We start from the raw sequence: 20,982 nt of genomic DNA on the forward strand, positions 1-20,982 counted from the left end.
CTCGTCGCTCGGCGCCGGGGAGCCGGCGCGGCCGCGGGCGCTCGGACTCGTCGATCCACCGATCCTCGATCAGGCCGGCGATCACCCGCATGTCACGGGCCGCCACCGGCCAGGATCTGCTCATGCAGACCAAGGGGAGTTTCGTCGTGCCGCCCGCACCGCTGCGGCTCGAAGGCGCGGGGATCGTCCTGCGCGAATGGACCGATGACGACCTGGACGCCCTGGTGGAGGTGTACGACGACCCCGAGATCGCCCGATGGACCCCGGTCGTCTCCCCCTTCGACGCCCGGGCGGCCCGCGCCTACCTCGACAGGGCGCGGACGAGCCGGGCCGAAGGCCGTACGGCGCAGCTCGCGATCACCACGGACGGCGGGCGCCCCAGGGGCGAGGTGCTGCTGTTCCGCAGCGGATCGGACGAGCGGGACGCCGAACTCGCCTACGGGGTCGGCGCCGGACACCGCGGGCAGGGCCTCGCCGGCCGGGCCGTGCGCCTGGTCACGGAGCTCGCGCTGCGCGAACCACGGCCACGGCGTGTGGTGTTGTGCATCGAACACGGGAACACCGCGAGCGAGGCCGTCGCCCGCACGTGCGGGTTCACGCTCGCCGCCGAGCCGCCCGCACTCCGGCAGGCCAAGGGCCGCGAGGTCCGCTTGCGCACCTGGTCCCTCCGGCCGGAGGGTACCGGGTGACGGCCGGGCCACCCGAGGGGGCGACCCGGCCGCCGTCGGGTCAACCGACGTCGAGCGCGGTGTCGTCGATGACGAACGACGTCTGGAGGGTCGAGCCCTCCGTGCCGGTGAACTTGAGGGTCACCGTCTGTCCGGCGTAGCTCGCCAGGCTGAACGAGCGCAGGGTGTAGCCGCTCGCGGCGTTCAGGTTCGAATAGGTCGCCAGGGTGCTCAGCACGGTGCCCGAGCTGTTGAGCACCTGGACCTTGAGGGTGTCGTAGGCCGTGCTGGTGGTGGTCTCCGCCGTGTCGATGTGCAGAGCGAAGCTCAGGGCGGCGGTGGTGCAGCCGGACGGGACGGTCACCGACTGGGAGAGCGTGTCGGTGGTCGCGCTGCCGTAGCCGTCGAGCCAGGCGTAGTACGAGCCCGAACGCGCCGACTGGCTACTGGAGTTGGTGATGACACCGCTGGTGGCGCTCCAGGTGACGGCGCCGGACTCGAAGCCGTTGTTGCCGAGGAGCTGTGCGGCGGCGCAGGTGCCTCCGTCGTCACCGCCGTCGTCGCCCCCGCTGCCGCTCGCGCCGGAGAGCCACTCGGTGGCGTTCAGGGCGAGGGCGGCGTTGGTGGCGCCGGTGTCGTTCCAGCCGTCGTAGAGGGTGTTGCCGGACTGGCCGGTTCCGTCGTCGATCGGTGAGCTGTCGCCCCAGAAGGCGACGCGGCCGCTGCCGAAGGTGCTGGTGGCGAAGAAGGCGCCGGTGTTCCCGGAGTAGCCGCTGCGGTACAGCAGGCCCTTGACCGAGGAGTTGTCGGCCGGCTTGAGCGTGGCCGTGGTGCCGGAGGCGATCAGGCTCTTGGTGACGGTGCCGAAGGAGCCGTGCAGGACGGGGTCGCTGCTGTCGCTGATCGCGGCCGGATAACCGGAGCTGACGGAGAGGGAGTCGACGGAGAAACCGAACGGGTCGGTGGAGTCGACGCTGTTGTTGGTCATCAGATCGTTGAGGATCTCGACCGCGTCCTCGCCGTCGTTGTTGCGGTCGGCGCCCGTGTGGTCGGAGACCATGAACAGGCCGCCGCCGTTCTTCACGAAGTTCATGATCGCCGTCTTCTCGGCGGTGGTGAACAGCGTGTTGGGCTCCGGCAGGACCAGCGTGTCGAAGTTCGACAGGTCGGTGGTGGCCGAGCCGCCGTAGGTGAGGGCGCTCGTGGCGGTCTTGAGGCTGTAGTCGCCGGTCTTCTGCAGGGCGACGCCCCACGACGACAGCGCGCCGGTCCAGTCCGTCTCGGAGGACGGGGAGGAGTCCTGGGAGAGCGGGTCGGGCTTGCTGGTCGAGATGATCCAGTCGGCGTTGCCGGCCTCCTCCGCGTGGCCGTCGTCGAACAGGATGCGGTGGGGGGTGGCCGCGTGGGCGGGCGTGGCGCTGGTGCTGATCTGAAGGGCGGCTCCGGTGACGAGCAGTCCGAGACCGGCCAGGACGGTGGTGACCTTACGGCGGGATCTCTGTGATCCGAGCATCCGGCGAACCTCCGTGAGATGGGGGGACACGAGGCGGGTGCGGGCGCCAAAATCTGCGCGCGTAGATACCGCATTCGAGGGTTCTACCCGCGTGGAACGATTGAAAGGTACATGGCATGACTGAGCGGTGAACATCAAACGCAGGCAATAACGCGACCGAAAACGTCAACACCCGGCCGCTGGTGCCACCACCCCCACCGCCAAGGTCGTCGACGCCGCCCGGCGCGTGGCGCGACCCGGCCGCAGCGACCCGGCCGCGACGGGCGCCGTGGCGCCCTGCCGCGCTGCCGCGCTGCCCTTCCCCCTCTGCCCCTCTGCCCCTCTGTCCCTCAGCCCCTCAGCCCCTCTGTTCCTCTCCCCCTCTGTTCCTCTCCCCCTCAGCCGTTCTACCGCGCGTACACGTACGGCGTCGTGGTGGTCAGCGGCGCGAAGCCCAGGCGTTCGAGGATGGGGCGGCTCTGGTCGGAGGCGTCCACCTGGAGGTAGCGGTAGCCGCGCTCGGCGGCGATACGGGCGCGGTGCGCGATCAGCGCGCGGTACACACCCCGGCCGCGCCAGCCCTCGACGGTGCCGCCGCCCCACAGGCCCGCGAACCGCGCGCCCGGGATGAGCTCCATCCGCGCCGAGCTCACCGGCACGTCCCCGGCCATCGCGAGGAGGGCCACGATCGCGTCCGGGTCGACGGCGAGACGGGCGAGCAGGAGGTCCCGGAGCCAGGAGCCGTCGTGACCGAACGCCTTCTCGTTCGCCTCGACCATCAGCTCGACGCCCGCCCGGTCGGCGACGGGAACGATGCGGACCCCCTCGGGCGGTTCGGCGTCGACCAGCTGGTCACAGGTCTCGCCGACCATCAGCGTCTCCTCCGGATCGGCGGTGAAACCGGCCGAGACGAGACGTAGGCCGAGGTCGGCGGGACGGTCGTGCCCGTGCAGCTTCCACTCGAACTCGTGGCCGAGCCCGGTGAAGTAGGCGACCTGCTGCGCGATCACCGCGTCGGCGTCGACGGAGTCCAGGTCCGACCAGAGCACCCCGCTCCAGCCGCCCTCGCCGCCGACATGGCGGACCACGCCCCCGGTGCGTTCGACGCGCGCGTCGGAGCTCTCGGGGCGCGCGCCTTCGCGCATGTCCCGGTCGTACAGGGCCAGTACCGCAGCGTGATCCATACGCCCACTCCAGCACCCCCGAGCGGCCCCGACAACGGAATTACCGATGCTGGACCGAGCCGGACGCCGCCACGCCGTCCGGCCGCACCGCCGCCAGATACGCGCTCAGCCGGTCGCGGTTGCGGGCCAGGCAGTCGATCCGGGCCTGGATACGGTCGATGTGCCCCTCGAGCAGGGCGGCGGTCTGCGGGGTGAGGTGCTCGGCGGGCAGGATGATCTCCTCGGGTCCCGACAGATACGGCAGGATCGCGCGGATCATCTCGGTGGTGAGGCCGGAGTCGAGCAGCCCGCGGATCTGCTGGACGTCCCGGACGGCCGCCTCCCCGTAGGAGCGGTAGCCGTTCTCACCGCGCTCGGGGTGCAGCAGATCCTGCTCCTCGTAATAGCGCAGCAGCCGGGTGGGGACACCGGTGCGCCCGGAGAGGTCGCCGATCTTCATCCCGCGCTCCGATCGTCGCTCCGCGTCGCCGCTCCTGGCCGTCGCTGCGTGAGCGGCTCCAGGACCACGCTTGCCTTCACACTGATGTGAATGTTCGACCATGGTCGCATGTCCACCACCTCCACGGTCAAGGGCACAGCCCTGCCCGCATCCCTGCCCTGGCCGGGGCTGCTCGCCCTGTCCACGGCCGCCTTCACCGCCGTGGTGACCGAGCTGCTGCCCGCCGGGCTGCTGCCGCACATAGCACCGGCCCTCGGCGTTCCCGAGGCCCGGGTGGGTTTCCTGGTCACCGGGTACGCGGTGGCGTCGTTCGTGGCGGCGATCCCGGTGACCGCGCTGCTGCGCGGTCTGCCGCGCCGGCCGGTTCTCGTCGGCACCCTGCTGGGCTTCGCGCTGAGCAACGCGGTGGTCGCGCTGTCGTCGTCGTACGGCCTCACCTTCGCGGCGCGCCTGGTGGCCGGCGTCATGGGCGGCACGCTGTGGGCGATGCTCGCCGGGTACGCGGCGCGGATGGTGCCGGCCGAGCGACGCGGCCGGGCGATCGCGGTCGTGCTCGCCGGCATCACGCTCGCGCTGTCGCTGGGGGTGCCCGCCGGGACGGCGCTCGCCGAGGTGGTGGGCTGGCGCGCGGCGTTCGGGCTGCTGTCCGGGCTCGCGGTGCTGCTCGTGGGCTGGGTGCGGTGGCGGGTCCCGGGCTTCCCGGGCGAGGCGCGGGGTGAGCGGGTGCCGCTCGCCCGGGTCGCCCTGCTGCCCGGGCTCCCGGTGATCCTTTCCGTCACCCTGTTCCTGCTGCTGGGGCACCAGGTGCTGTACACGTACATCGCGCCCTTCGCCGAGCACGCCGGGTTCGGGCGTACGGATGTGGTGCTGCTGGTGTTCGGGGCGTCCACGGTCGCCGGGATCTGGGCGACGGGCCTGCTGGTGGACCGGCGCCCGCGGGCCACGCTGCTCGGCGCGCTCGCCCTCTGCGCGGCGGTCATGGCGGCCCTCGGCCGGTACGCCGACACGCCCGCCGTGCTGCTCGTCTCGGTCGCCCTGTGGGGAGTGGCCTTCGGCGGGGCGCCGACCCTCATCCAGACGGCGCTGGTGAACGCCTCGGGGCCCGCGGCCTCCGACGTGGCGACCTCACTCCAGACCACCGTGTACAACGCGGGCATCGCGGGCGGTTCGCTGACCGGAGGTGTGGCCCTGGAGGCGCTGGGCGCGGGGGCACTGCCGTGGACGGCGCTGCCGCTGGTCGCGCTGGCCCTCACCGCGGTCGCACTGGGCCGCCGGCACGCGTTCCCGGTGGCGCGGAACCCAGCCTAGGCCGGGGAGCAAAGCCCGTCCCGGCCTCGCCGGACGGTTCCGCCGAGTCGATCGGCGGGATGGTGCGGCCGAGAGGTCCACCAGGGTGATGCGGCGGGGCGGTCCGGCGGGGTGGTCCGACCGAGCCGTCAGGCGGAGTGGTCCGACCGAGTCGATCGGCCGAGGGCGCGGCCGAGTCGATCGGCGGGGTGATGCGGCCGAGTGGTCCGGCCGGGGGTGGTCCCGGCCAAATCGATCGGCGGCGGGCGCGGCCGAGTCGGCCGGCGGGATGATGCGGCCGAGTCGGCCGGGCGGCTGCGGCGGGCCCGGCCGCGGAAGCCGCCGGGCCGCCACAGGCCCCCTCCCCCGCTCAGCCGGCCGGTGTCACCGGCGTCGAGGGGGCCTGCACACCGTCCGCTGCGAGGCGGCGGCTCAGCGCTCCGCGTGCGGGCGGAAGCGCCGCTGGAGGGCCAGACCGGCGAGCAGCAGGGCCGCGCTGCCGCCGAGGGCGGGCAGGGTGGCGTCGGCTCCCGTGTGGGCGAGCGACGACGCGGCCTCGGGCACCCCGCCCTGGTGGGCAGGGGTCGGCGCCTGCGGACCCTCCTGCGGGCCCGGGTTCTGGGGCTCCGAGGGCGGGTTGTGCCGGGTCGGCGGCTTCGGCTTGGGCGCCGGCTCGGGCTCGGCGGGCGGCGCCGGCTGCTCACCGGAGACGTTGACGGACTCGTTGCCGAACGCCGGGTTCGCGATGCCGACGACGTTCACACTGTTTCCGCTGACGTTCACCGGGAGCTGTACCGGCAGCTGGACGCCGTTGCCGGAGACGACGCCCGGGGAGCCCTGCGTGGCGCCGTGCGCGGTGGCGCCGCCGCCGGACGACGCGCCGTGCTTCCCGGGGGCGGTGGCACCACCACCGGACGAGGCGCCGTGCTTCCCCGGCGCGGCCGCCGCGCCCTTGTTGACGCAGGTGTTGCCTGCGGCGGGGTTCAGCACGCCCACCACGTTCACCGTGTTCCCGCACAGGTTCACCGGGAGGTGCACCGGGAGCTGGACGCCGTTGCCGGAGATCAGTCCGGGCGAGCCGGCCGCGGCGCCGTCCGCCGTGGAGTCGGCGTGTGCGGGCAGTGTCACAGCCATCGCGCCGGAGACTGCGGCGACGGCCATCACACCGGTTCGGGTAACCCGTCTCATGGGTCCCTGCCTTCCAGACTTGAATCGCGGGCACTCGCCCGCACCCGGTAGAACGTCGGCGCACCGTCCGGGTTATGCCTGAACACCCTTTCACCCCATTGGGCCCCCTCCGCGACCCCCCTTCGGTCCTCTCGTCGAACTGGTGTCAGCCCCGCCGCGCGGGCGCCGCAGGGCGCGCGGAGAACGGTCCGAGAAGGGGCGCGGGGCGGCCCCTGTCCGCCCGGAGGCGGGTCGTCGGCAGGCCGCCTATCGTGAGCGAGGGCGCCGTTCCCGGACCGCTGCGGGCGTCCCTGGAGGCACCGATGCTGGTCAAGCTGCCGACACCGCCCGGGCTGCGACGCTGCGCGCTCGCCGCCACCGCCGCACTGACCCTGCTGGGCGCGGGCCTGCCGACGGCGACCGCGAACCGGAACGCCGACGGGGACGACCGTCCCGACCTCTCCCGGTTCTACGGCCAGAAGGTCACGTGGTCGGCGTGCGAGGGCGACGGCATGCCCGAGGACCTCCAGTGCGCCGACCTGACCGTCCCCCTCGACTACGCCCACCCCAGGGCCGGCACGCTCGACCTCGCGCTCGGCCGCTACCGGGCCACGGGCGACAAGCGCGGCTCGGTGGTGCTCAACTTCGGCGGGCCCGGCGGCCCCGGAGTCCCCGAACTCGCCTACGGCGGCAAGGAGTTCATGGACCTCACCGACGGCTACGACGTGGTCACCCTCGATCCCCGGGGCGTCGGCCGCTCCTCCCCCGTCAGCTGCGGGGACGGTGAGGACAGCGGGCTGGCCTCCCTCGACGACGACTCGGCCCTCGCCGACCCGCAGGCGCTCCTCACCCGGTTGAAGCAGGTCGCCGCCGACTGCGCCGAGCACTCCGGACCGGTGCTGCCGCACATAGGCACCGTCGACGCGGCCCAGGACCTGGACGTGCTGCGCGCGGCACTCGGCGACCGGAAGCTCAACTACCTGGGGTTCTCGTACGGCACCCGGCTCGGCGCGGTCTACGCCGCCCGGTTCCCCGACAAGGTGGGCCGGCTGGTCCTCGACGGCGTCGACACCCTGACCGAGCCGCTCACCGAGCAGGGCATCGCGGGCGCCCGGGGGCAGCAGGTGGCGCTGGACGACTTCGTCGGCTGGTGCACCAAGGACATCGCCTGCCCGTTCGGGCAGGATCCGCGGGTGGCCCGCGAGGAGGTCGTCCGGCTCGTGCGCTCGCTGGACGAGGACCCGTTGCCGACCGACTTCGGCGCGGACTTCACCGGGCAGGATCTCGTCGGCGCCCTCGGACAAGGGCTGTACAGCAAGGAACTGTGGCCCCTGCTGGAACGGGCGCTGGCGCAGCTCGTCGAGAGCGGCGACGCCAGCGGCGTACTCGGCTTCGCGACCGGCGGCATCGCCCTTCCGCTGCCGTTCCCGCTGCGCGCCGCCGACCGCGGCGAGCCCTCCCCCGGGGCGCTGGTCGACGAGGAGGACGTCCCCCTCGACAACCTGCCCGCGGCGCTCATGGCGATCAACTGCGCCGACGACCCCGACCGGCCCACGGCGGCGCAGATCACCGCGGACATCGAGCGGCTGCGCGCCGCCTACGACAAGGCCTCACCGGTCTTCGGCCCGTACCGCCTCACCGAGGTCCTGATGTGCTACGGCCGCCCCAAGGGCACCGACTTCATCCGCGACGAGGTGAAGAACCTGGACACTCCGGACATGCTGCTGGTCGGCACCCGCGGCGACCCGGCGACGCCGTACCGCTGGACGGTGGAGACGGCGAAGCGTCTCGGCACCCCGGCCGTGGTGCTCGACAACAAAGGCGACGGCCACACCGGGTACGGCTCGTCCAAGTGCGTGCACCGCAAGGTCGACGACTTCCTGCTGTACGGCTCCCTCCCGCCCAGCGGCAGTTCTTGCGGGCCCGACGAGGACGACGACTAGGTGCGCCGGCTCCTGCCGCTGGGGCTCGTCTGTCTCCTCGCGACCGGGGCGACGGTCGCCGCGTCCGCCCGGTCCGCCTGGTGGTGGCTCGCGGCCGGACCGCTGCTCGCGTCGGCCTGTCTGGGCGGCCGGGACCTGCTCCAGCGGCGCCGTCCCGTGCTGCGCAACCACCCGCTGGTCGGACGGCTGCGCCGTCCGGCGGAGCAGGTGGGCGTGCGTACCGGGAGCGGTGATGCCCGGGAGCCGTTCGGCGGCGACCGGGACGGGCACGAGTATCTGGTGCCGTCGCTGCGGCCGGTCGAGCCGCCCGAGGAGCCGCCGGTGGTGCGGGTGGGCGGCCCGGACTGCTCCCAGCCCTACGACATGGCGCTGCTGAATGTGTCCGCGATGAGCTTCGGGGCGCTGTCGTCGCGTGCGGTCCTCGCCCTCAACAGAGGTGCGGCGCTCGGGCGTTTCGCGCAGGACACCGGGGAGGGCGGGCTGTCCGAGCACCATCTGCGCGGCGGCGGCGACCTGGTCTGGGAGATCGGGACGGGGTACTTCGGCTGCCGTGGCGCCGACGGCGGCTTCGACGCACGGGAGTTCGCGGACAAGGCGGCGCTGCCCGAGGTGAGGTGTGTGTCGCTGAAGCTGTCCCAGGGGTCGGCGCCGGGTACCGGCGGGGTGCTGCCCGGGGTGAAGGTGACCGCCGAGATCGCGCGGGAGCGCAAGGTCCCGGTGGGCGAGACGGTGGTGTCGCCGCCGTCGCACCGGGAGTTCTCGACGCCGCGTGAACTGGTGCTGTTCCTGGGCCGGCTGCGTGAACTGGCGGGCGGCAAACCGACCGGGTTCAAGCTGTGCGTGGGCTCACGCCGGGAGTTCCTCGCGGTGTGCGCGGCGATGGTCGCGGAGGGGCTGACACCCGACTTCGTGGTGGTGGACGGATCGGAGGGCGGCACCGGCGCCGGGCCGGCGGGGTTCGCCGGGCACCTCGGCATGCCGCTCACCGAGGGGCTGATCACGGTGCACAACGCCCTGGTCGGCGTCGGGCTCCGGGACCGGGTGCGGATCGGGGTGAGCGGCCGGGTCGCCACCGGCTCGGACATCGTCACCCGCCTCGCGCAGGGCGCCGACTACACCAACGCGGCCCGGGCGATGATGCGCGCCGTCGGCTGTGTCGGCGCCCTGCGGTGTCATACGGGGACCTGCCCGGCCGGCGTCGCGACCCAGGATCCGCTGCGGGCCCGCGCCCTGAACGTGGCCGACACGGCCCGGCGGGTCCGGCGCTACCAGCGCGACACGGTCCGTGACGCCGTCCGGATCATGGCGGCGATGGGCCTCCGCGAGCCGGCCGGGCTCACGCCGGGCCATCTGGTCCGGCGGACGCGGCCGGGCACGGTCCGCTCGTACGCTGAGCTGTACGAGTGGCTGGCGCCGGGCGAACTGCTCGCCGGACCACCGGAGTCCTGGGCGGCGGACTGGAAGGCCGCCGACCCGGACAGCTTCGGCTAGCACCCCCGCGGTCGACGGCCACGACGGCCACGACGGCCACCAGGGCTACGCCAGTTGCGAGGGCTGCGAGGGCCACGAAGGCCACGAGGGCTACGAGGGCTACGAGGGCTACGAGGGCTACGAGGGCTACGAGGGCTTGACGGTGACGAAGGCGTCGATCGCCGCCGTCAGCTCGGCCGGCTTCTCGACGGGGAGTTCGTGGCCGGCGTCGAGGACGCGGACGGTGGCGTCCGGATACGCCTTGGCCATGCGCAGCATCTGCTGCACCGGAAGCTGGATGTCGTGGTAGCCGTGGATCATCAGGGTCGGGGCCTGGATCTCGCCGACCCGGTCCAGCACGTCGAAGGCACGCATGGCGCCGTACAGCGTCATGACCACCTCGCGCGGGGTGTCCGCGGAGGACTTGATGTACGCGCGGATCTCCTCGCGGGGGTAGCCGGGGGCGAAGGCCCGCTGGATGTTGGTGGCGACGAACAGCTTGAAGGGGACGAGGGTGGAGACGCCCATCAGCAGACCCCTGCCCCGGCTGTAGGTCATCTTGCCGATGGAGTTCACCAGCACCATGCGCTCCACCCGTGCGGGGTGGGAGAGAGCGACGGTCTGCGAGATCATCCCGCCCATCGAGTGACCGACCAGCACGAACCGTTCGATCTCCAGGTGGTCGAGGAGGGCCAGCAGGTCCGTCGCCAGCTCCGCGATCGTCTTCACGCCCGCGCCGCTGCTCTCGCCGTGCCCGCGCAGGTCGAACCGGATCACCCGGCGCCGCTCGGCGAAGTGCGCCACCTGGTGGTCCCAGCGGTGCCGGTTCGCCGTCCAGCCGTGCACGAACACCAGGGGCACCCCGTCGCCGTCGCGCGGACCGTCGTCGTCGTACGTCAGTGCTGCGCCGTCGACTTCGAGCTGCGGCATGGGTGCCTCCTGCGGTGCGGTCCCGGTTACTGACGCGTACGGTAACCGGCCGAAGGGGTCGCCGTCACCGTCCGGCGCCTGCGGGATCCCGCTCAGAACTCCACAGGATCGCGCAGGAGGGGGCAGGTCATGCAGTGTCCGCCGCCGCGTCCGCGCCCGAGCTCGGCGCCCACGATGGTGATGACCTCGATGCCCGCCTTGCGCAGCAGGGTGTTGGTCTGGGTGTTGCGGTCGTAGGTGAAGACCACCCCGGGCTCCAGGGCGACCGCGTTGTTGCCGCTGTCCCACTGCTGGCGTTCGGAGGCGTAGACGTCGCCGCCCGTCTCGACGATCCGCAGCGCGGGCAGGCCCAGCGCCTTGGCGACGACGTCGGTGAAGGGCGTGGTGCCCTCGTCGGTGATGTCGAAGCCCGGCGCCCGGTCGCTCGGGCGCAGCGAGAAGGTGTGGACGCCGTCCATGATCGCCGGGTAGAGCGTCACCAGGTCGCGGTCGGCGAAGGTGAAGACCGTGTCGAGGTGCATCGCGGACCGCAGTCTCGGCATCCCGGCCACGATCACGCGTTCGGCGGCGCCCTGGTCGAACAGCGCCTTGGCCACCTGGGTGACGGCCTGCCGCGAGGTGCGCTCGCTCATGCCCATCAGCACGACGCCGTTACCGACGGGCATGATGTCCCCGCCCTCGAACGTCGCCTGCCCCCAGTCGAGTTCGGGGTCGCCCCACCACACGGTGGAGCCCGCGTAGTCGGGGTGGAAGGTGTAGATCGCCTTCATCAGCAGGGTCTCGTCGTGCCGGGCGGGCCAGTACAGCGGGTTGAGGGTGAGACCGCCGTAGAGCCAGCAGGTGGTGTCCCGGGTGTAGAGCGTGTTGGGCAGCGGCGGCATGAGGTACTCGCGGACGCCGGTCGACTCACGGGCCAGGGCGAGGTGGCCGGTGCGGTACTCGTCCGGCAGGTCGGTGGTGGCCAGGCCGCCGATCAGATACCTGGCCAGCCGCTCCGGTTCGAGGGTCTCCAGGTAGGCGCGGGTGGTGTCGATGAGGCCGAGACCGACCTCGCCTGCGACGATCTTCCGGTCCAGCAGCCAGTCCCGCGCTTCGGGGATCGCCATGGTCCGCGCGAGCAGATCGTGCAACTCCACGACCTCCACGTCGCGTTCACGCAGCTTGTTGACGAAGTCGGCGTGGTCGCGCTGGGCGTTCTCGACCCACATCACGTCGTCGAAGAGCAGGTCGTCGGAGTTGGTGGGGGTGAGTCTGCGGTGGGCGAGCCCGGGGGCGCAGACGAGGACCTTGCGCAGCCTGCCGACCTCGGAGTGGACGCCGTACGCGGGACGGGCTTCTTGACTGGTCACGGGGTGCCTTTCCGGAATCGGCGGACTCAGAGGCTGATCCAGCCCAGGGCCAGGGCGACCACGCCGACGACCGCGCCGGCCACCGAGACCGCGAGGACGAGCAGTTCGCGCGGCGAGAAGAGCCGTCGGCCCTGTTCCTTGCGGACCTTGACGAACAGGGCCGTCGCGGGGGCGTAGACGATGAGCGAGACGAGGAGGTATTTCAGACCGGCCGCGTAGATGAGGAACGCGGTGTAGACGGTGGCGAGGAGGGCGACCGCCAGTTCGCCGGGCGGGCCGGTCCGTCCGATCCGCACGGCGAAGCCCGCCGCCAGCAGGAACGGGACGAGGCTCAGTGCGCTGGTCAGGTCGAGGGCGAAGTTGAAGGCGTCGTCCGAGAACAGGGTGACGACCAGGACGACTTGGCTGAGCAGGGTGGTCATGGCCAGCGCGGGGACCGGTACGTCGTCGGCCGTCGAGCGCTTCAGGAAGCGGGGCATGTCGTCGTCCCGGGCGGCGACGAACAGCACCTCGGCGGCCATCAACGTCCAGGCGAGATAGGCGCCGAGCACGGAGACGATCAGTCCGACGCTGACGAAGACCTTCCCCCAGGTGCCGACCGCGTGCTCCAGCACCCCCGCCATGGACGGCTGGCGCAGTTCGGCGATCTCGCCCATCGGCATGATGCCGTACGAGACGATGGTGACCGACGCGAAGATCGCGAACACGCTCAGGAAGCCCAGCACGGTGGCCCGGCCGACGTCCTCGCGGCGGCGCGCGTGCCGGGAGTAGACGCTGGCGCCCTCGACCCCGAGGAAGACGAAGACGGTGGCCAGCATGGTGCCCTTGACCTGGGAGAACAGCGACCCCGCGTAGTCGGCTCCGGCGAAGTTGTCGGCGAAGACGCCCGGTTCGAGGTAGAAGAGCGCGAGCACGACGAAGACGAGGATCGGCACGAGTTTGGCCACCGTGACGATCCGGTTGATCGCGGCGGCCTCCTTCACTCCCCGGCTGATGAGCAGGAAGAACAGCCACAGCCCGGCCGAGGAGAGGACGACCGCGAGCACGGTGTCACCGTCCCCGAGGGCGGGTGCGATCGCGCCGATGGTCGACATGATCAGCACCCAGTACGTCACGTTGCCCACGCAGGCGCTGGCCCAGTAGCCGAACGCGGCGAAGAAGCCGAGGTATTCGCCGAACCCGGCCTTGGCGTAGGCGTAGACACCGGCGTCGAGGTCGGGGCGGCGCACCGCGAGGTTCTGGAAGACGAAGGCGAGCATCAGCATCCCGGTGCCCGCCACGGCCCAGGCGATCAGCGCGCCGGCGACGCCCGTCTCCTGGGCGAACCGGCTCGGCAGGGAGAAGACACCGGCCCCGACCATCGAGCCGACGACCATGGTGGTGAGTGTCGGCAGGCTCAGTTTCGCGGTGGCCGGCCGGGACCCGGTCTCGGTCTGCGTCATGGGTGCCCTACGACGGAGGGACGGAAGTGGTGCGCAGGCGGCCGAGGAACGCCCGCCGACCACCGCTGCGACCTTAACCACGCATGCGCCCGGACATGTATTTGTATTGCCCCAAATGCCTGAACGTCGATTGGGACCTATCGTGCTGATATGGAGCACGCACTGAGCCCAGCGACCCTCTCCGAACTGCGCCGCCCGCGCCCCTATCCGGCGGTGTCCGTGCTGACGCCGACACACCGGCGGGAACCCGAGAACACCCAGGACCGGGTCCGGCTGCGCAATGTCGTGGCCGAGGCGAAGAAACAGCTGGAGACCGACCCGGCGGTCAGCCGCGAGCGGCGCGCCGACGTCGCCGACCAGCTCGACCTGGCCCTGGCCGAGGTCGACCTGGCGCACACCGAGGACGGCCTGGTCATCTACGCGGCCCCGGGCGAGCACCAGGTGTGGTCCCTGGCCCGTGCCGTCCCCGAACGCGTCGTGCTCTCCGACACCTTCCTGACCCGCAACCTGGTCTCGGCCCAGGCCGCCGAACGGCCGTTCTGGGTGCTGTCGGTCTCCGCCGACCACGTCACGCTGTGGAACGGCGGCATCGACCGGGTCACCGAGGAACACGCCGGTGGCTTCCCCCTGGTCAGGAGTCAGCCGAACTTCGACGCCGAGCGCATGGAGCGGATCGGCGACTCGCCCAGCACGTTCCGCGACGAAGGCACCCGCCACTTCCTGCGCGAGGCCGACACCGCCCTGGGCAGGCTGCTGCGCGAGGACCCGCGACCGCTGTACGTCACCGGCGAGCAGGCGGCGCTGTCGCTCCTCGACGAGCTGGGCGGAGTCACCCGGGACGCGGTGCACGTCGCGCACGGCGGCCTCTCCCACGGCACACCCGACTCCGTGTGGCAGGCCGTGCGCCCGCTGCACGACGCGGAGGGCCGCCGCAACACCGCGGCCGTCGCCCGGGAGCTCGACTCGGCCCGTGGACACAAGATGTTCGCGGCCGGGGTCGACGAGCTCTGGCAGAGCGCGCGGGAGGGCCGGATCCGGCTGCTGGCCGTCGAGGAGAACTACCGGGTCACGGTCCGCGACGGCGGCGACCATCTCGTCCCCGCCGTGAGCGGCGACCTCGACGCCCGCGAGGACATCGTGGACGAGATCGTCGAGCAGTGCCTGGAGACGGGCGCCGAGGTGCGCTTCGTCCCCGACGGCACACTGGGCGACGCGGACGGGATGGCAGGCGTGCTGCGCTACTGACCCGCGACCGCCCCGCACAGCGGCGGCTCGGCCGGTTGCCCTGGTCGGGGGCCCGTTCGGCGGCTCTCACCGGCGGCGTACGCTACGGCGTGATCGTCGACCGGGAGGGTGAGTACGCGTGAGTGACCTGCTGGGCGTGGCCGTACTGGGTGCCGGACACATGGGCGCCGACCATGTACGCCGCCTCGATCGCGTGGTGAGCGGAGCCCGGGTCGCCGCGGTGGCCGATCCCGACGCCGCGCGCGCGAAGGAGGCCGTGGCCGGGATCGAGGGCGTGACGGTCCACACGGATGCCGAGGCCGCGCTCGACGCGCCCGGCGTCGAGGCCGTACTGATCGCGTCGCCCGGCCCCGCGCACCAGGAGGCGCTGCTCGCGGCCTTCGCCCGCGGGCTCCCGGTGCTGTGCGAGAAGCCCATGGTGCCGGACTCGGCCGGGGCGCTGCGCGTGCTGGAGGCGGAGGCCCGGCTGGGACGGCGGCTGACGCAGATCGGGTTCATGCGGCGCTACGACGCCGGGTACCGCAGCCTCAAGACGCTGCTGGACGACGGGCGGCTCGGCCGGCCGCTGATGCTGCACTGCGTGCACCGCAACGTCTCCTCACCGCCTGGCTTCACCAGCGCGATGCTGATCGACAGCTCGGTGTCGCACGAGATCGACGCGGCCCGCTGGCTGCTCGGCCAGGAGCTGACCGCGGTCACCGTACGGCGCCCGCGCCCCTCCGCCGGCGCCCCGCAGGGCCTGCTCGACCCGCAGTTCGTGCTCTTCGAGACCGACGGGGGCGCCCTGGTCGACGTGGAGGTCTTCGTCAACTGCGGATTCGGCTACCAGGTGCGCTGCGAGGCCGTGTGCGAGGCGGGCAGCGCGCGGATCGGCGACGAGCAGGGAATGCTCGTCACCACCGGGGGCACCGCCGGCGCGGACGTGCCCCAGGACTACCTCGTGCGGTTCGCGGACGCCTACGACCGCGAGGTGCAGGCCTGGGTCGACGCCACCCGGCGCGGTCTGGTCACCGGCCCGACCCTCTGGGACGGCTACGCGGCCTCCGTCGTCGCCGAAGCGGGGATCCGGGCCCTGGAGAGCGACACCCGCGTCGCGGTCGAACTCGCCCCGCGGCCCGGCCTGTACACCGCGGAAGGTCACTGACACCCGGGGCTCAGACATTGCCGAGCAGGGCCTCCAGTCCCTGGTCGACGGCGGCGCCGACATCCTCCCGGCCCGCCGCGACCACGGCGTAGCTGCGCAGCAGGAACCGGCGCAGGGCGTCCGTGTCGAACTGGAGCAAGGCCAGGCCGAGCGGGGAGTGGAACTCCACGACCGTACGGACCGGCCCACAGGGCCAGATGTGCACGTCCCCGCTCCCCGCCGGACCGCTCACCCCCTGCTCCAGCAGGGTCCGTCCGAAGGTCCAGGTGACCGCCTCGCCCGCGAGGGAGACCTCCGGCGGGAAGTCGACGTGCACGGCGAACGGGTCGGAGGAGACGTAGCGGAGCGTGGCGGGCACGGGCAGCTCCTGGTCCTCCGCGGTGATCAAGCGGGCGCGGACGGGTTGTTCCAGAGTGATGTCCATGCAAGTACGACCTCGCGGGGGCCACTTGCATTACGCGAAAGCGGTGTCCAATTCATGTGACCTGCGTCACAACGCCCCTTGCCTGGAACATCAGGCCTCCGAACAGGCGACCGATGGTCACCTCGAACCCCCCAGGAGTCCCCCAAGTCACGTACGTCACCTACGACTTGAGATGCTTCCGGGGCCCGCCGGCCACCTCCCGCCACCCCTCCTTGAAGACACTGGCATATGCCAGAAGCACCACCGAATCGTGTGTTGCCAAATCCCTTACACACCGTCGCGGGCTGTGCAACAGTCGTAACGGCCCTTGTGCCAGCCTTCGCCGTACCGTCCCGCATCGGAGTGCGTCATGCCGCCCCATGTCTCCGCGGACCGCTCAGCCGCCCAGCCGCCGGGGCGCGGCTCGGTCGACGCGCTGATCACGCAGACCCGGCGACTCAAGGGCGACATGGACGCCGTACGGCAGGACGCCCGCGGCGACACGGCGGACCCGCAGAGCCGCTGGCAGCGCGCGCTCTACGACCTGGCGCTGCACCAACTCGACGACCTCGACACGCACCTGGCGCAGTTGCGGGACGGTCCGCCGCCCGTGCCGGCCGCCGATCACCCGCCGGCCGCACCGGCCGCGCCCCGGCGCGAGTCGCTGCTCAGCCGGGTCGGCAGCGCGGAGTGGAACCTGCTGACGGACGAGGCGGTCTGGTCCGAGGAGCTCTACGGGATCCTCGGCCGCGACACCGCCGCTCCCCCGCTCACCCTCGACGAACTGCCCGCGCTCGTCCTCGACGAGGACCGGCCGAGGCTGACGGCCATGGTCACGGACTGCCTGATCGACGCCCGCCCCATCGACGGCGAGTTCCGCGTCGTGCGCCCGGACGGCGAGCACCGCACCGTGCACATGATGGGCGAACCCGTGCTCGACGCCGAGGGCGGCACCACCTCGATGTGGGCCGTGCTGCGGGACGTCAGCGCACTGCGCCGCAGCCAGCGGGCGGTGCACGAGAGCCGTGACTCGCTCCAGCGGCAGCGCCACCACGCCCAGACCGAACACCGGCTCGCGGTGGAGCTCCAGGAGGCCGTGCTGCCGCCGTGGCGCGGCTCCCCGCGCCTGCCGCACCAGGGCCCCCGCTCCCTCGACCTCGCCGCCCACTACCTGCCCGCCGCGACGACCTCCCGGATCGGCGGCGACTGGTACGACGCGCTCGAACTCTCCGACGGCCAGACGCTGCTGAGCGTCGGTGATCTCACCGGCCACGGCCCGACCGTCACCTCGACCACGGCGATGCTGCTGGGCGCCCTGCGCGGGATGGCCATGGCGGGCACCCGACCCGCCCAACTGATGTCCTGGCTCAACCAGTTACTGGACACCACGGTCCAACCGGCGCTGGGCAGCGCGGTCTGCTGCCGCTACCGGCCGGACACCCGCACCCTGATGTGGGCGCAGGCCGGACACCCCGTCCCGTTGCTGTTCCGCGACGGGACGGGACGCCGGCTGGACGCACCGCAGGGCGTGCTCCTCGGAGCCAACGCACACGCCGACTACGGGCAGGCCGAAGAAACCCTCGAACAGGGCGACCTGCTCCTGCTGCACACCGACGGGCTGGCGCCCGCCGACCGCCTCCTCGGCCTGGCCCCTCGTCTGGACGCGGCACGCACCGCACAGGAGTGTGTGCGCATGGTCGTGGAGGAGTGCGGCGAGAGCGAACGCGCCGACGACGCCTGCGTACTCGTCGCCCGGGTCACCCGGTGAGTGGACCCGACCGACGACAACCCGCTCACACCTGAGCGCCGTTGCCCCCCTTGCTCCCCCTGCTGCCCTTCTGCTTCGGCAGCGCCAGCATGATCTCCTCACGCAGCTCGCTGATCCTCGGGGAGTTGGCGTACTCCGCGGTGAGCCGGTACATCTGGCTCAGCCGGTCCCAGGTGCGCCGGGAGGAGTTCGACCCCATCGACATCAGGGCCAGCCGCGCGAACCGGTCCGCCTGCTCGGGATCGTCGGCGATGAAGCACGCGGATGCCATGGACAGATGGTCGAAGATCTTCGACCGCTCCCGCCCGTCGACGCGCAGCGCCAGTGCCCGCTCCGCGTAGTACTGGGCGTGCGCGGCCGCCTGCGGCTCGAACTCGGCCAGCGTGCGGTAGGCCAGCGCCTGCATGCCGTACAGATCCTCGTCCTTGAAGGTCTGCATCCAGGACGGCGGTGTGACGTCGCCCTTGTCGGAGACGAAGAGGTCCTCCGCCCGGCCGAGGGTGCGGCGCATGGCCTGGCCCTTGCCCATCGACGCCTGTGCCCAGGCCTCGACGGTGTGGAACATCGCCCGGGTGCGCGGCGTCACGTCGTCGCCGGATCCGGACTGGGCGAGCTTCATCAGGTCGAGGGCCTCGTCGGGCCGCCCGAGGTGGACCATCTGACGGGCCGCCCGGGAGAGCGCCTCGCCGGCCCGCGGCCGGTCACCGCCCTCTCTGGCGGCATGGGCGGCGATGACGAAGTACTTCTGGGCCGTGGGCTCCAGACCGATGTCGTGCGACATCCAGCCCGCGAGGACGGCGAGGTTGGCCGCGACGCCCCACAGGCGCCGCTGGAGATGGGAGGGGTGGTGGTAGGCGAGGATGCCGCCCACCTCGTTCAGCTGTCCCACGACCGCCTTGCGTTGCAGCCCGCCCCCGCGGGCCGCGTCCCAGGCCCGGAACACCTCCACCGAACGCTCGAGTTCGTCCACCTCCTCCTTTCCGATGGGGGCGGCCTCGTAGCGGTCGAACCCGGCGGGGTCGGCATGGTGGAGGAGGGGATGGTCGATGACAGGAGCGTCGGAGGAGAGGGTGGGGTCGGTGTGCAGCCACTCGTACATGGCACTGCTGAGAGCTGATCCCGCGGCGAGCGCGGCACCCGCGCCCACCAAGCCGCGTCGGTTGAGCATGAGGTCCATTCCCGTGAATTCGGTGAGGACCGCAGCAGTCCGTTCGGGCGCCCACGGCACACCGTCGGGATGTTCCACACTCCCGCCGCCGGACCGTTTCCCTGTACGCCCGTGCCGGACCAGACCGAGGTCCTCGATGGTCACGACACGGCCGAGACGCTCGGTGAACAGAGCCGCCAGCACCCTCGGCACCGGATCGCGCGGGATCTCTCCCATGTCGATCCAGCGCCGCACCCGAGAGGTGTCGGTCGACAGCTGGGGGTGGCCCATGGCCGCCGCCTGCCGGTTGACCAGCCTCGCGAGTTCCCCCTTGGACCAGCCGGCCAGGCCGAACAGGTCCGAGAGGCGGGTGTTGGGTTGTCCGCTCACGTCAAGCCCCCAGGTTCTCGGCTGAGTTGACAGTAGCCCGGTGAAAGTTGCCGGGCGACTATTCGCCATGGTTCGCCAGGGTGCGCCAGATGGTGTGCCACTGGGCGACGGGTGTCAGGTAGGAAAGCGCCACCCCGACCCGGTCGCCGAGGGACATTCCCCAGGGTGTACCCGAAAGGACCGGTCGGGGCAGCGTTCTGAACGTCCGGCACACGAAGGGATCTGTTTCTCCCATGTACGCAGCATCGTCCTCCGTGTCCGCCCCGCCCCGGTCGCTGCACACCCGCCCGGGCGGCGGCGGCCCCTACCTCGACCCCGCCGCGCGGTCGGCGGCCCCCGCGCTCGGCGCCGGTCTGGTCCGGCGACCCGCGGGGCTCGGCACGCAACCGCTCAGCGGAAGACTCGACCTGTCCGGCGCCCAGGGCGCCCAACTGCGCACGGCGATCGCGTCCGTGCACCGGATCTGCCCGGAGTTCGCCCCGGTCCAGGTACTGCGCCGCAGCGGACGCTCGGTGTTGCTGGTGGGCACGACCGGCCGCAGCACGGCGGTCGCCAAGTGTTTACTCGACCACTCCCCGGTGTGGGCCGAGCAGATCCGGCACGAAATAGCCGCATACCGCACGTTCGTCCGGCACCGCCCCCCGGTGCGGGCGCCGAGACTGATCGCGGCGGACCCGGACAACTGCACCCTGGTGATCGAGCGGATGCCGGGCCGGGTGGCCGCACTCCAGCGGCACCCGACCGAGGCCCCGCCGCGCGCGGACGTCCGGGCGGCACTCGGCGCGGTCTGCCGGCTCAACGCCTGGCGGCCCCCGGCGGGGACGTTCGACGCCCCGCTGGACTACGCCGCCCGTATCTCCCGCTACCACGAGCTGGGTCTGCTCACCGACCGGGACATGGGCGACCTCCAGAAGCTGCTGCACGGCATCGCGGCCACCGCGGGCCGGCAGGGCATGGGCCAGTTCTGTCACGGCGACGCCCTCCTGTCGAACATCCTTCTCTCACCGGCCGGTCCAGTGCTGGTGGACTGGGAGCACGCGGGTTGGTATCTGCCGGGCTACGACCTGGCGACGCTGTGGTCGGCGCTGGGTGACGCGCCGGTGGCGCGCCGTCAGATCAGCCAGATCGCCCAGTCCGCCGGCCCGGCCTCACGGGACGCCTTCCTGGTGAACCTGATGCTGGTCCTGACCCGCGAGATCCGCACGTACGAGACGGCCGTGCAGCGTTCGATGCACGACGTCACCCCGACGGCCCCGGGCGCCCATCCGGGTGGCGCGCCGTCCGGCGAGGAACAGCGCCTGCTGCTGCGACGGCTGCACGACGACTGCCAGCTGGCCCGCCGGGCCGTGCGCGCGGCGGTCGGCACCCGCTGAGGGGACGGGGGTCCGCGGTCGCCTGAACGGCGGCGCACCGCGGGCCCCCGGGGTGCGTCAGCAGTGTCTTGGCAAGGGAAATCGGTTGCCTGTGGGCATGATTGACGGGTTGTCGGCAAGCCGGTGACAGATGGTTCATGT

The 20,982-nt window shown here is 72.2% G+C and carries 17 protein-coding genes; 8 read left to right on the forward strand and 9 right to left on the reverse strand.

Translation table 11 applies throughout. From position 1 onward, the window contains the following. The first annotated feature begins 89 nt into the window (after positions 1-89). Positions 90-689, forward strand: coding sequence for a GNAT family N-acetyltransferase (locus ABT070_RS29920; protein ID WP_351765015.1), 600 nt, complete (start codon positions 90-92; stop codon positions 687-689). A 40-nt stretch (positions 690-729) separates the two neighbouring features. On the opposite strand, the gene ABT070_RS29925 is transcribed toward ABT070_RS29920, so the two are convergent. The 3 genes from ABT070_RS29925 to ABT070_RS29935 all read right to left on the reverse strand — a co-directional run bounded on the left by ABT070_RS29925 (position 730) and on the right by ABT070_RS29935 (position 3,783). Continuing rightward, the gene (locus tag ABT070_RS29925; protein ID WP_351765017.1) at positions 730-2,181 is read right to left on the reverse strand and encodes a hydrolase; all 1,452 of its coding nucleotides are present in this window, start codon (positions 2,179-2,181) and stop codon (positions 730-732) included. 386 nt (positions 2,182-2,567) lie between these two features. Then, positions 2,568-3,344: a GNAT family N-acetyltransferase gene (locus ABT070_RS29930; RefSeq protein ID WP_351765019.1), complete on the reverse strand. Its 777-nt coding sequence runs from the start codon at positions 3,342-3,344 to the stop codon at positions 2,568-2,570. 40 nt (positions 3,345-3,384) lie between these two features. After that, complete coding sequence (locus tag ABT070_RS29935) at positions 3,385-3,783, reverse strand: MerR family transcriptional regulator (RefSeq protein WP_351765021.1); 399 nt, start codon at positions 3,781-3,783, stop codon at positions 3,385-3,387. Between the two features lie 108 nt (positions 3,784-3,891). Here ABT070_RS29935 and ABT070_RS29940 point away from each other — a divergent pair, with 108 nt between their 5' ends. Beyond that, the gene (locus tag ABT070_RS29940; protein ID WP_351765022.1) at positions 3,892-5,091 is read left to right on the forward strand and encodes an MFS transporter; all 1,200 of its coding nucleotides are present in this window, start codon (positions 3,892-3,894) and stop codon (positions 5,089-5,091) included. Between the two features lie 411 nt (positions 5,092-5,502). Here the strand turns inward: ABT070_RS29940 and ABT070_RS29945 are convergent, their stop codons facing one another. Beyond that, positions 5,503-6,231 (reverse strand): chaplin, encoded by a 729-nt coding sequence (locus ABT070_RS29945; RefSeq protein WP_351765091.1) that lies wholly within the window; start codon positions 6,229-6,231, stop codon positions 5,503-5,505. Positions 6,232-6,560: 329 nt separating this feature from the next. On the opposite strand from ABT070_RS29945, the gene ABT070_RS29950 reads away from it, so the two are divergent. Beyond that, positions 6,561-8,180 (forward strand): alpha/beta hydrolase, encoded by a 1,620-nt coding sequence (locus ABT070_RS29950; protein ID WP_351765093.1) that lies wholly within the window; start codon positions 6,561-6,563, stop codon positions 8,178-8,180. Continuing rightward, positions 8,181-9,671: a glutamate synthase-related protein gene (locus tag ABT070_RS29955; protein WP_351765024.1), complete on the forward strand. Its 1,491-nt coding sequence runs from the start codon at positions 8,181-8,183 to the stop codon at positions 9,669-9,671. It begins immediately after the preceding gene. A 126-nt stretch (positions 9,672-9,797) separates the two neighbouring features. Here the strand turns inward: ABT070_RS29955 and ABT070_RS29960 are convergent, their stop codons facing one another. From ABT070_RS29960 to ABT070_RS29970, 3 genes are all read right to left on the reverse strand, one after another. Then, entirely contained in the window at positions 9,798-10,580 is a 783-nt protein-coding gene (locus tag ABT070_RS29960; protein WP_351765026.1) for an alpha/beta fold hydrolase, read from the reverse strand. Positions 10,581-10,672: 92 nt separating this feature from the next. Further along, positions 10,673-11,929, reverse strand: coding sequence for an arginine deiminase (locus ABT070_RS29965; RefSeq protein ID WP_351765027.1), 1,257 nt, complete (start codon positions 11,927-11,929; stop codon positions 10,673-10,675). 26 nt (positions 11,930-11,955) lie between these two features. Next, on the reverse strand, positions 11,956-13,371 hold the full coding sequence (locus ABT070_RS29970; RefSeq protein ID WP_351765029.1) for a basic amino acid/polyamine antiporter: 1,416 nt from the start codon (positions 13,369-13,371) through the stop codon (positions 11,956-11,958). Positions 13,372-13,521: 150 nt separating this feature from the next. Here ABT070_RS29970 and ABT070_RS29975 point away from each other — a divergent pair, with 150 nt between their 5' ends. Beyond that, a complete protein-coding gene (locus ABT070_RS29975) occupies positions 13,522-14,616 on the forward strand; it encodes a baeRF3 domain-containing protein (protein ID WP_351765030.1) in 1,095 nt (364 codons plus the stop codon). A 118-nt stretch (positions 14,617-14,734) separates the two neighbouring features. After that, positions 14,735-15,760, forward strand: coding sequence for a Gfo/Idh/MocA family protein (locus ABT070_RS29980; RefSeq protein WP_351765032.1), 1,026 nt, complete (start codon positions 14,735-14,737; stop codon positions 15,758-15,760). 10 nt (positions 15,761-15,770) lie between these two features. Here the strand turns inward: ABT070_RS29980 and ABT070_RS29985 are convergent, their stop codons facing one another. Continuing rightward, entirely contained in the window at positions 15,771-16,184 is a 414-nt protein-coding gene (locus ABT070_RS29985; RefSeq protein WP_351765034.1) for an SsgA family sporulation/cell division regulator, read from the reverse strand. 349 nt (positions 16,185-16,533) lie between these two features. Here ABT070_RS29985 and ABT070_RS29990 point away from each other — a divergent pair, with 349 nt between their 5' ends. Further along, on the forward strand, positions 16,534-17,931 hold the full coding sequence (locus ABT070_RS29990) for a PP2C family protein-serine/threonine phosphatase (RefSeq protein WP_351765036.1): 1,398 nt from the start codon (positions 16,534-16,536) through the stop codon (positions 17,929-17,931). Positions 17,932-17,956: 25 nt separating this feature from the next. Here the strand turns inward: ABT070_RS29990 and ABT070_RS29995 are convergent, their stop codons facing one another. Continuing rightward, positions 17,957-19,468 (reverse strand): DNA-binding protein NsdB, encoded by a 1,512-nt coding sequence (locus tag ABT070_RS29995; RefSeq protein ID WP_351765037.1) that lies wholly within the window; start codon positions 19,466-19,468, stop codon positions 17,957-17,959. A 233-nt stretch (positions 19,469-19,701) separates the two neighbouring features. On the opposite strand from ABT070_RS29995, the gene ABT070_RS30000 reads away from it, so the two are divergent. Continuing rightward, entirely contained in the window at positions 19,702-20,841 is a 1,140-nt protein-coding gene (locus ABT070_RS30000) for an aminoglycoside phosphotransferase family protein (RefSeq protein WP_351765038.1), read from the forward strand. The last annotated feature ends 141 nt before the right edge of the window (positions 20,842-20,982 follow it).

Source organism: Streptomyces sp. NPDC002884 (assembly GCF_040295245.1).
GTDB lineage: Bacteria > Actinomycetota > Actinomycetes > Streptomycetales > Streptomycetaceae > Streptomyces.

Coding starts and splice junctions, on each gene's coding strand:
- ABT070_RS29920 (WP_351765015.1), top strand. CDS start 90: ATGTCACGGGCCGCCACCGGCCAGGATCTGCTCATGCAGACCAAGGGG.
- ABT070_RS29925 (WP_351765017.1), bottom strand. CDS start 2,181: ATGCTCGGATCACAGAGATCCCGCCGTAAGGTCACCACCGTCCTGGCC.
- ABT070_RS29930 (WP_351765019.1), bottom strand. CDS start 3,344: ATGGATCACGCTGCGGTACTGGCCCTGTACGACCGGGACATGCGCGAA.
- ABT070_RS29935 (WP_351765021.1), bottom strand. CDS start 3,783: ATGAAGATCGGCGACCTCTCCGGGCGCACCGGTGTCCCCACCCGGCTG.
- ABT070_RS29940 (WP_351765022.1), top strand. CDS start 3,892: ATGTCCACCACCTCCACGGTCAAGGGCACAGCCCTGCCCGCATCCCTG.
- ABT070_RS29945 (WP_351765091.1), bottom strand. CDS start 6,231: ATGGCCGTCGCCGCAGTCTCCGGCGCGATGGCTGTGACACTGCCCGCA.
- ABT070_RS29950 (WP_351765093.1), top strand. CDS start 6,561: ATGCTGGTCAAGCTGCCGACACCGCCCGGGCTGCGACGCTGCGCGCTC.
- ABT070_RS29960 (WP_351765026.1), bottom strand. CDS start 10,580: ATGCCGCAGCTCGAAGTCGACGGCGCAGCACTGACGTACGACGACGAC.
- ABT070_RS29970 (WP_351765029.1), bottom strand. CDS start 13,371: ATGACGCAGACCGAGACCGGGTCCCGGCCGGCCACCGCGAAACTGAGC.
- ABT070_RS29975 (WP_351765030.1), top strand. CDS start 13,522: ATGGAGCACGCACTGAGCCCAGCGACCCTCTCCGAACTGCGCCGCCCG.
- ABT070_RS29985 (WP_351765034.1), bottom strand. CDS start 16,184: ATGGACATCACTCTGGAACAACCCGTCCGCGCCCGCTTGATCACCGCG.
- ABT070_RS29990 (WP_351765036.1), top strand. CDS start 16,534: ATGCCGCCCCATGTCTCCGCGGACCGCTCAGCCGCCCAGCCGCCGGGG.
- ABT070_RS30000 (WP_351765038.1), top strand. CDS start 19,702: ATGTACGCAGCATCGTCCTCCGTGTCCGCCCCGCCCCGGTCGCTGCAC.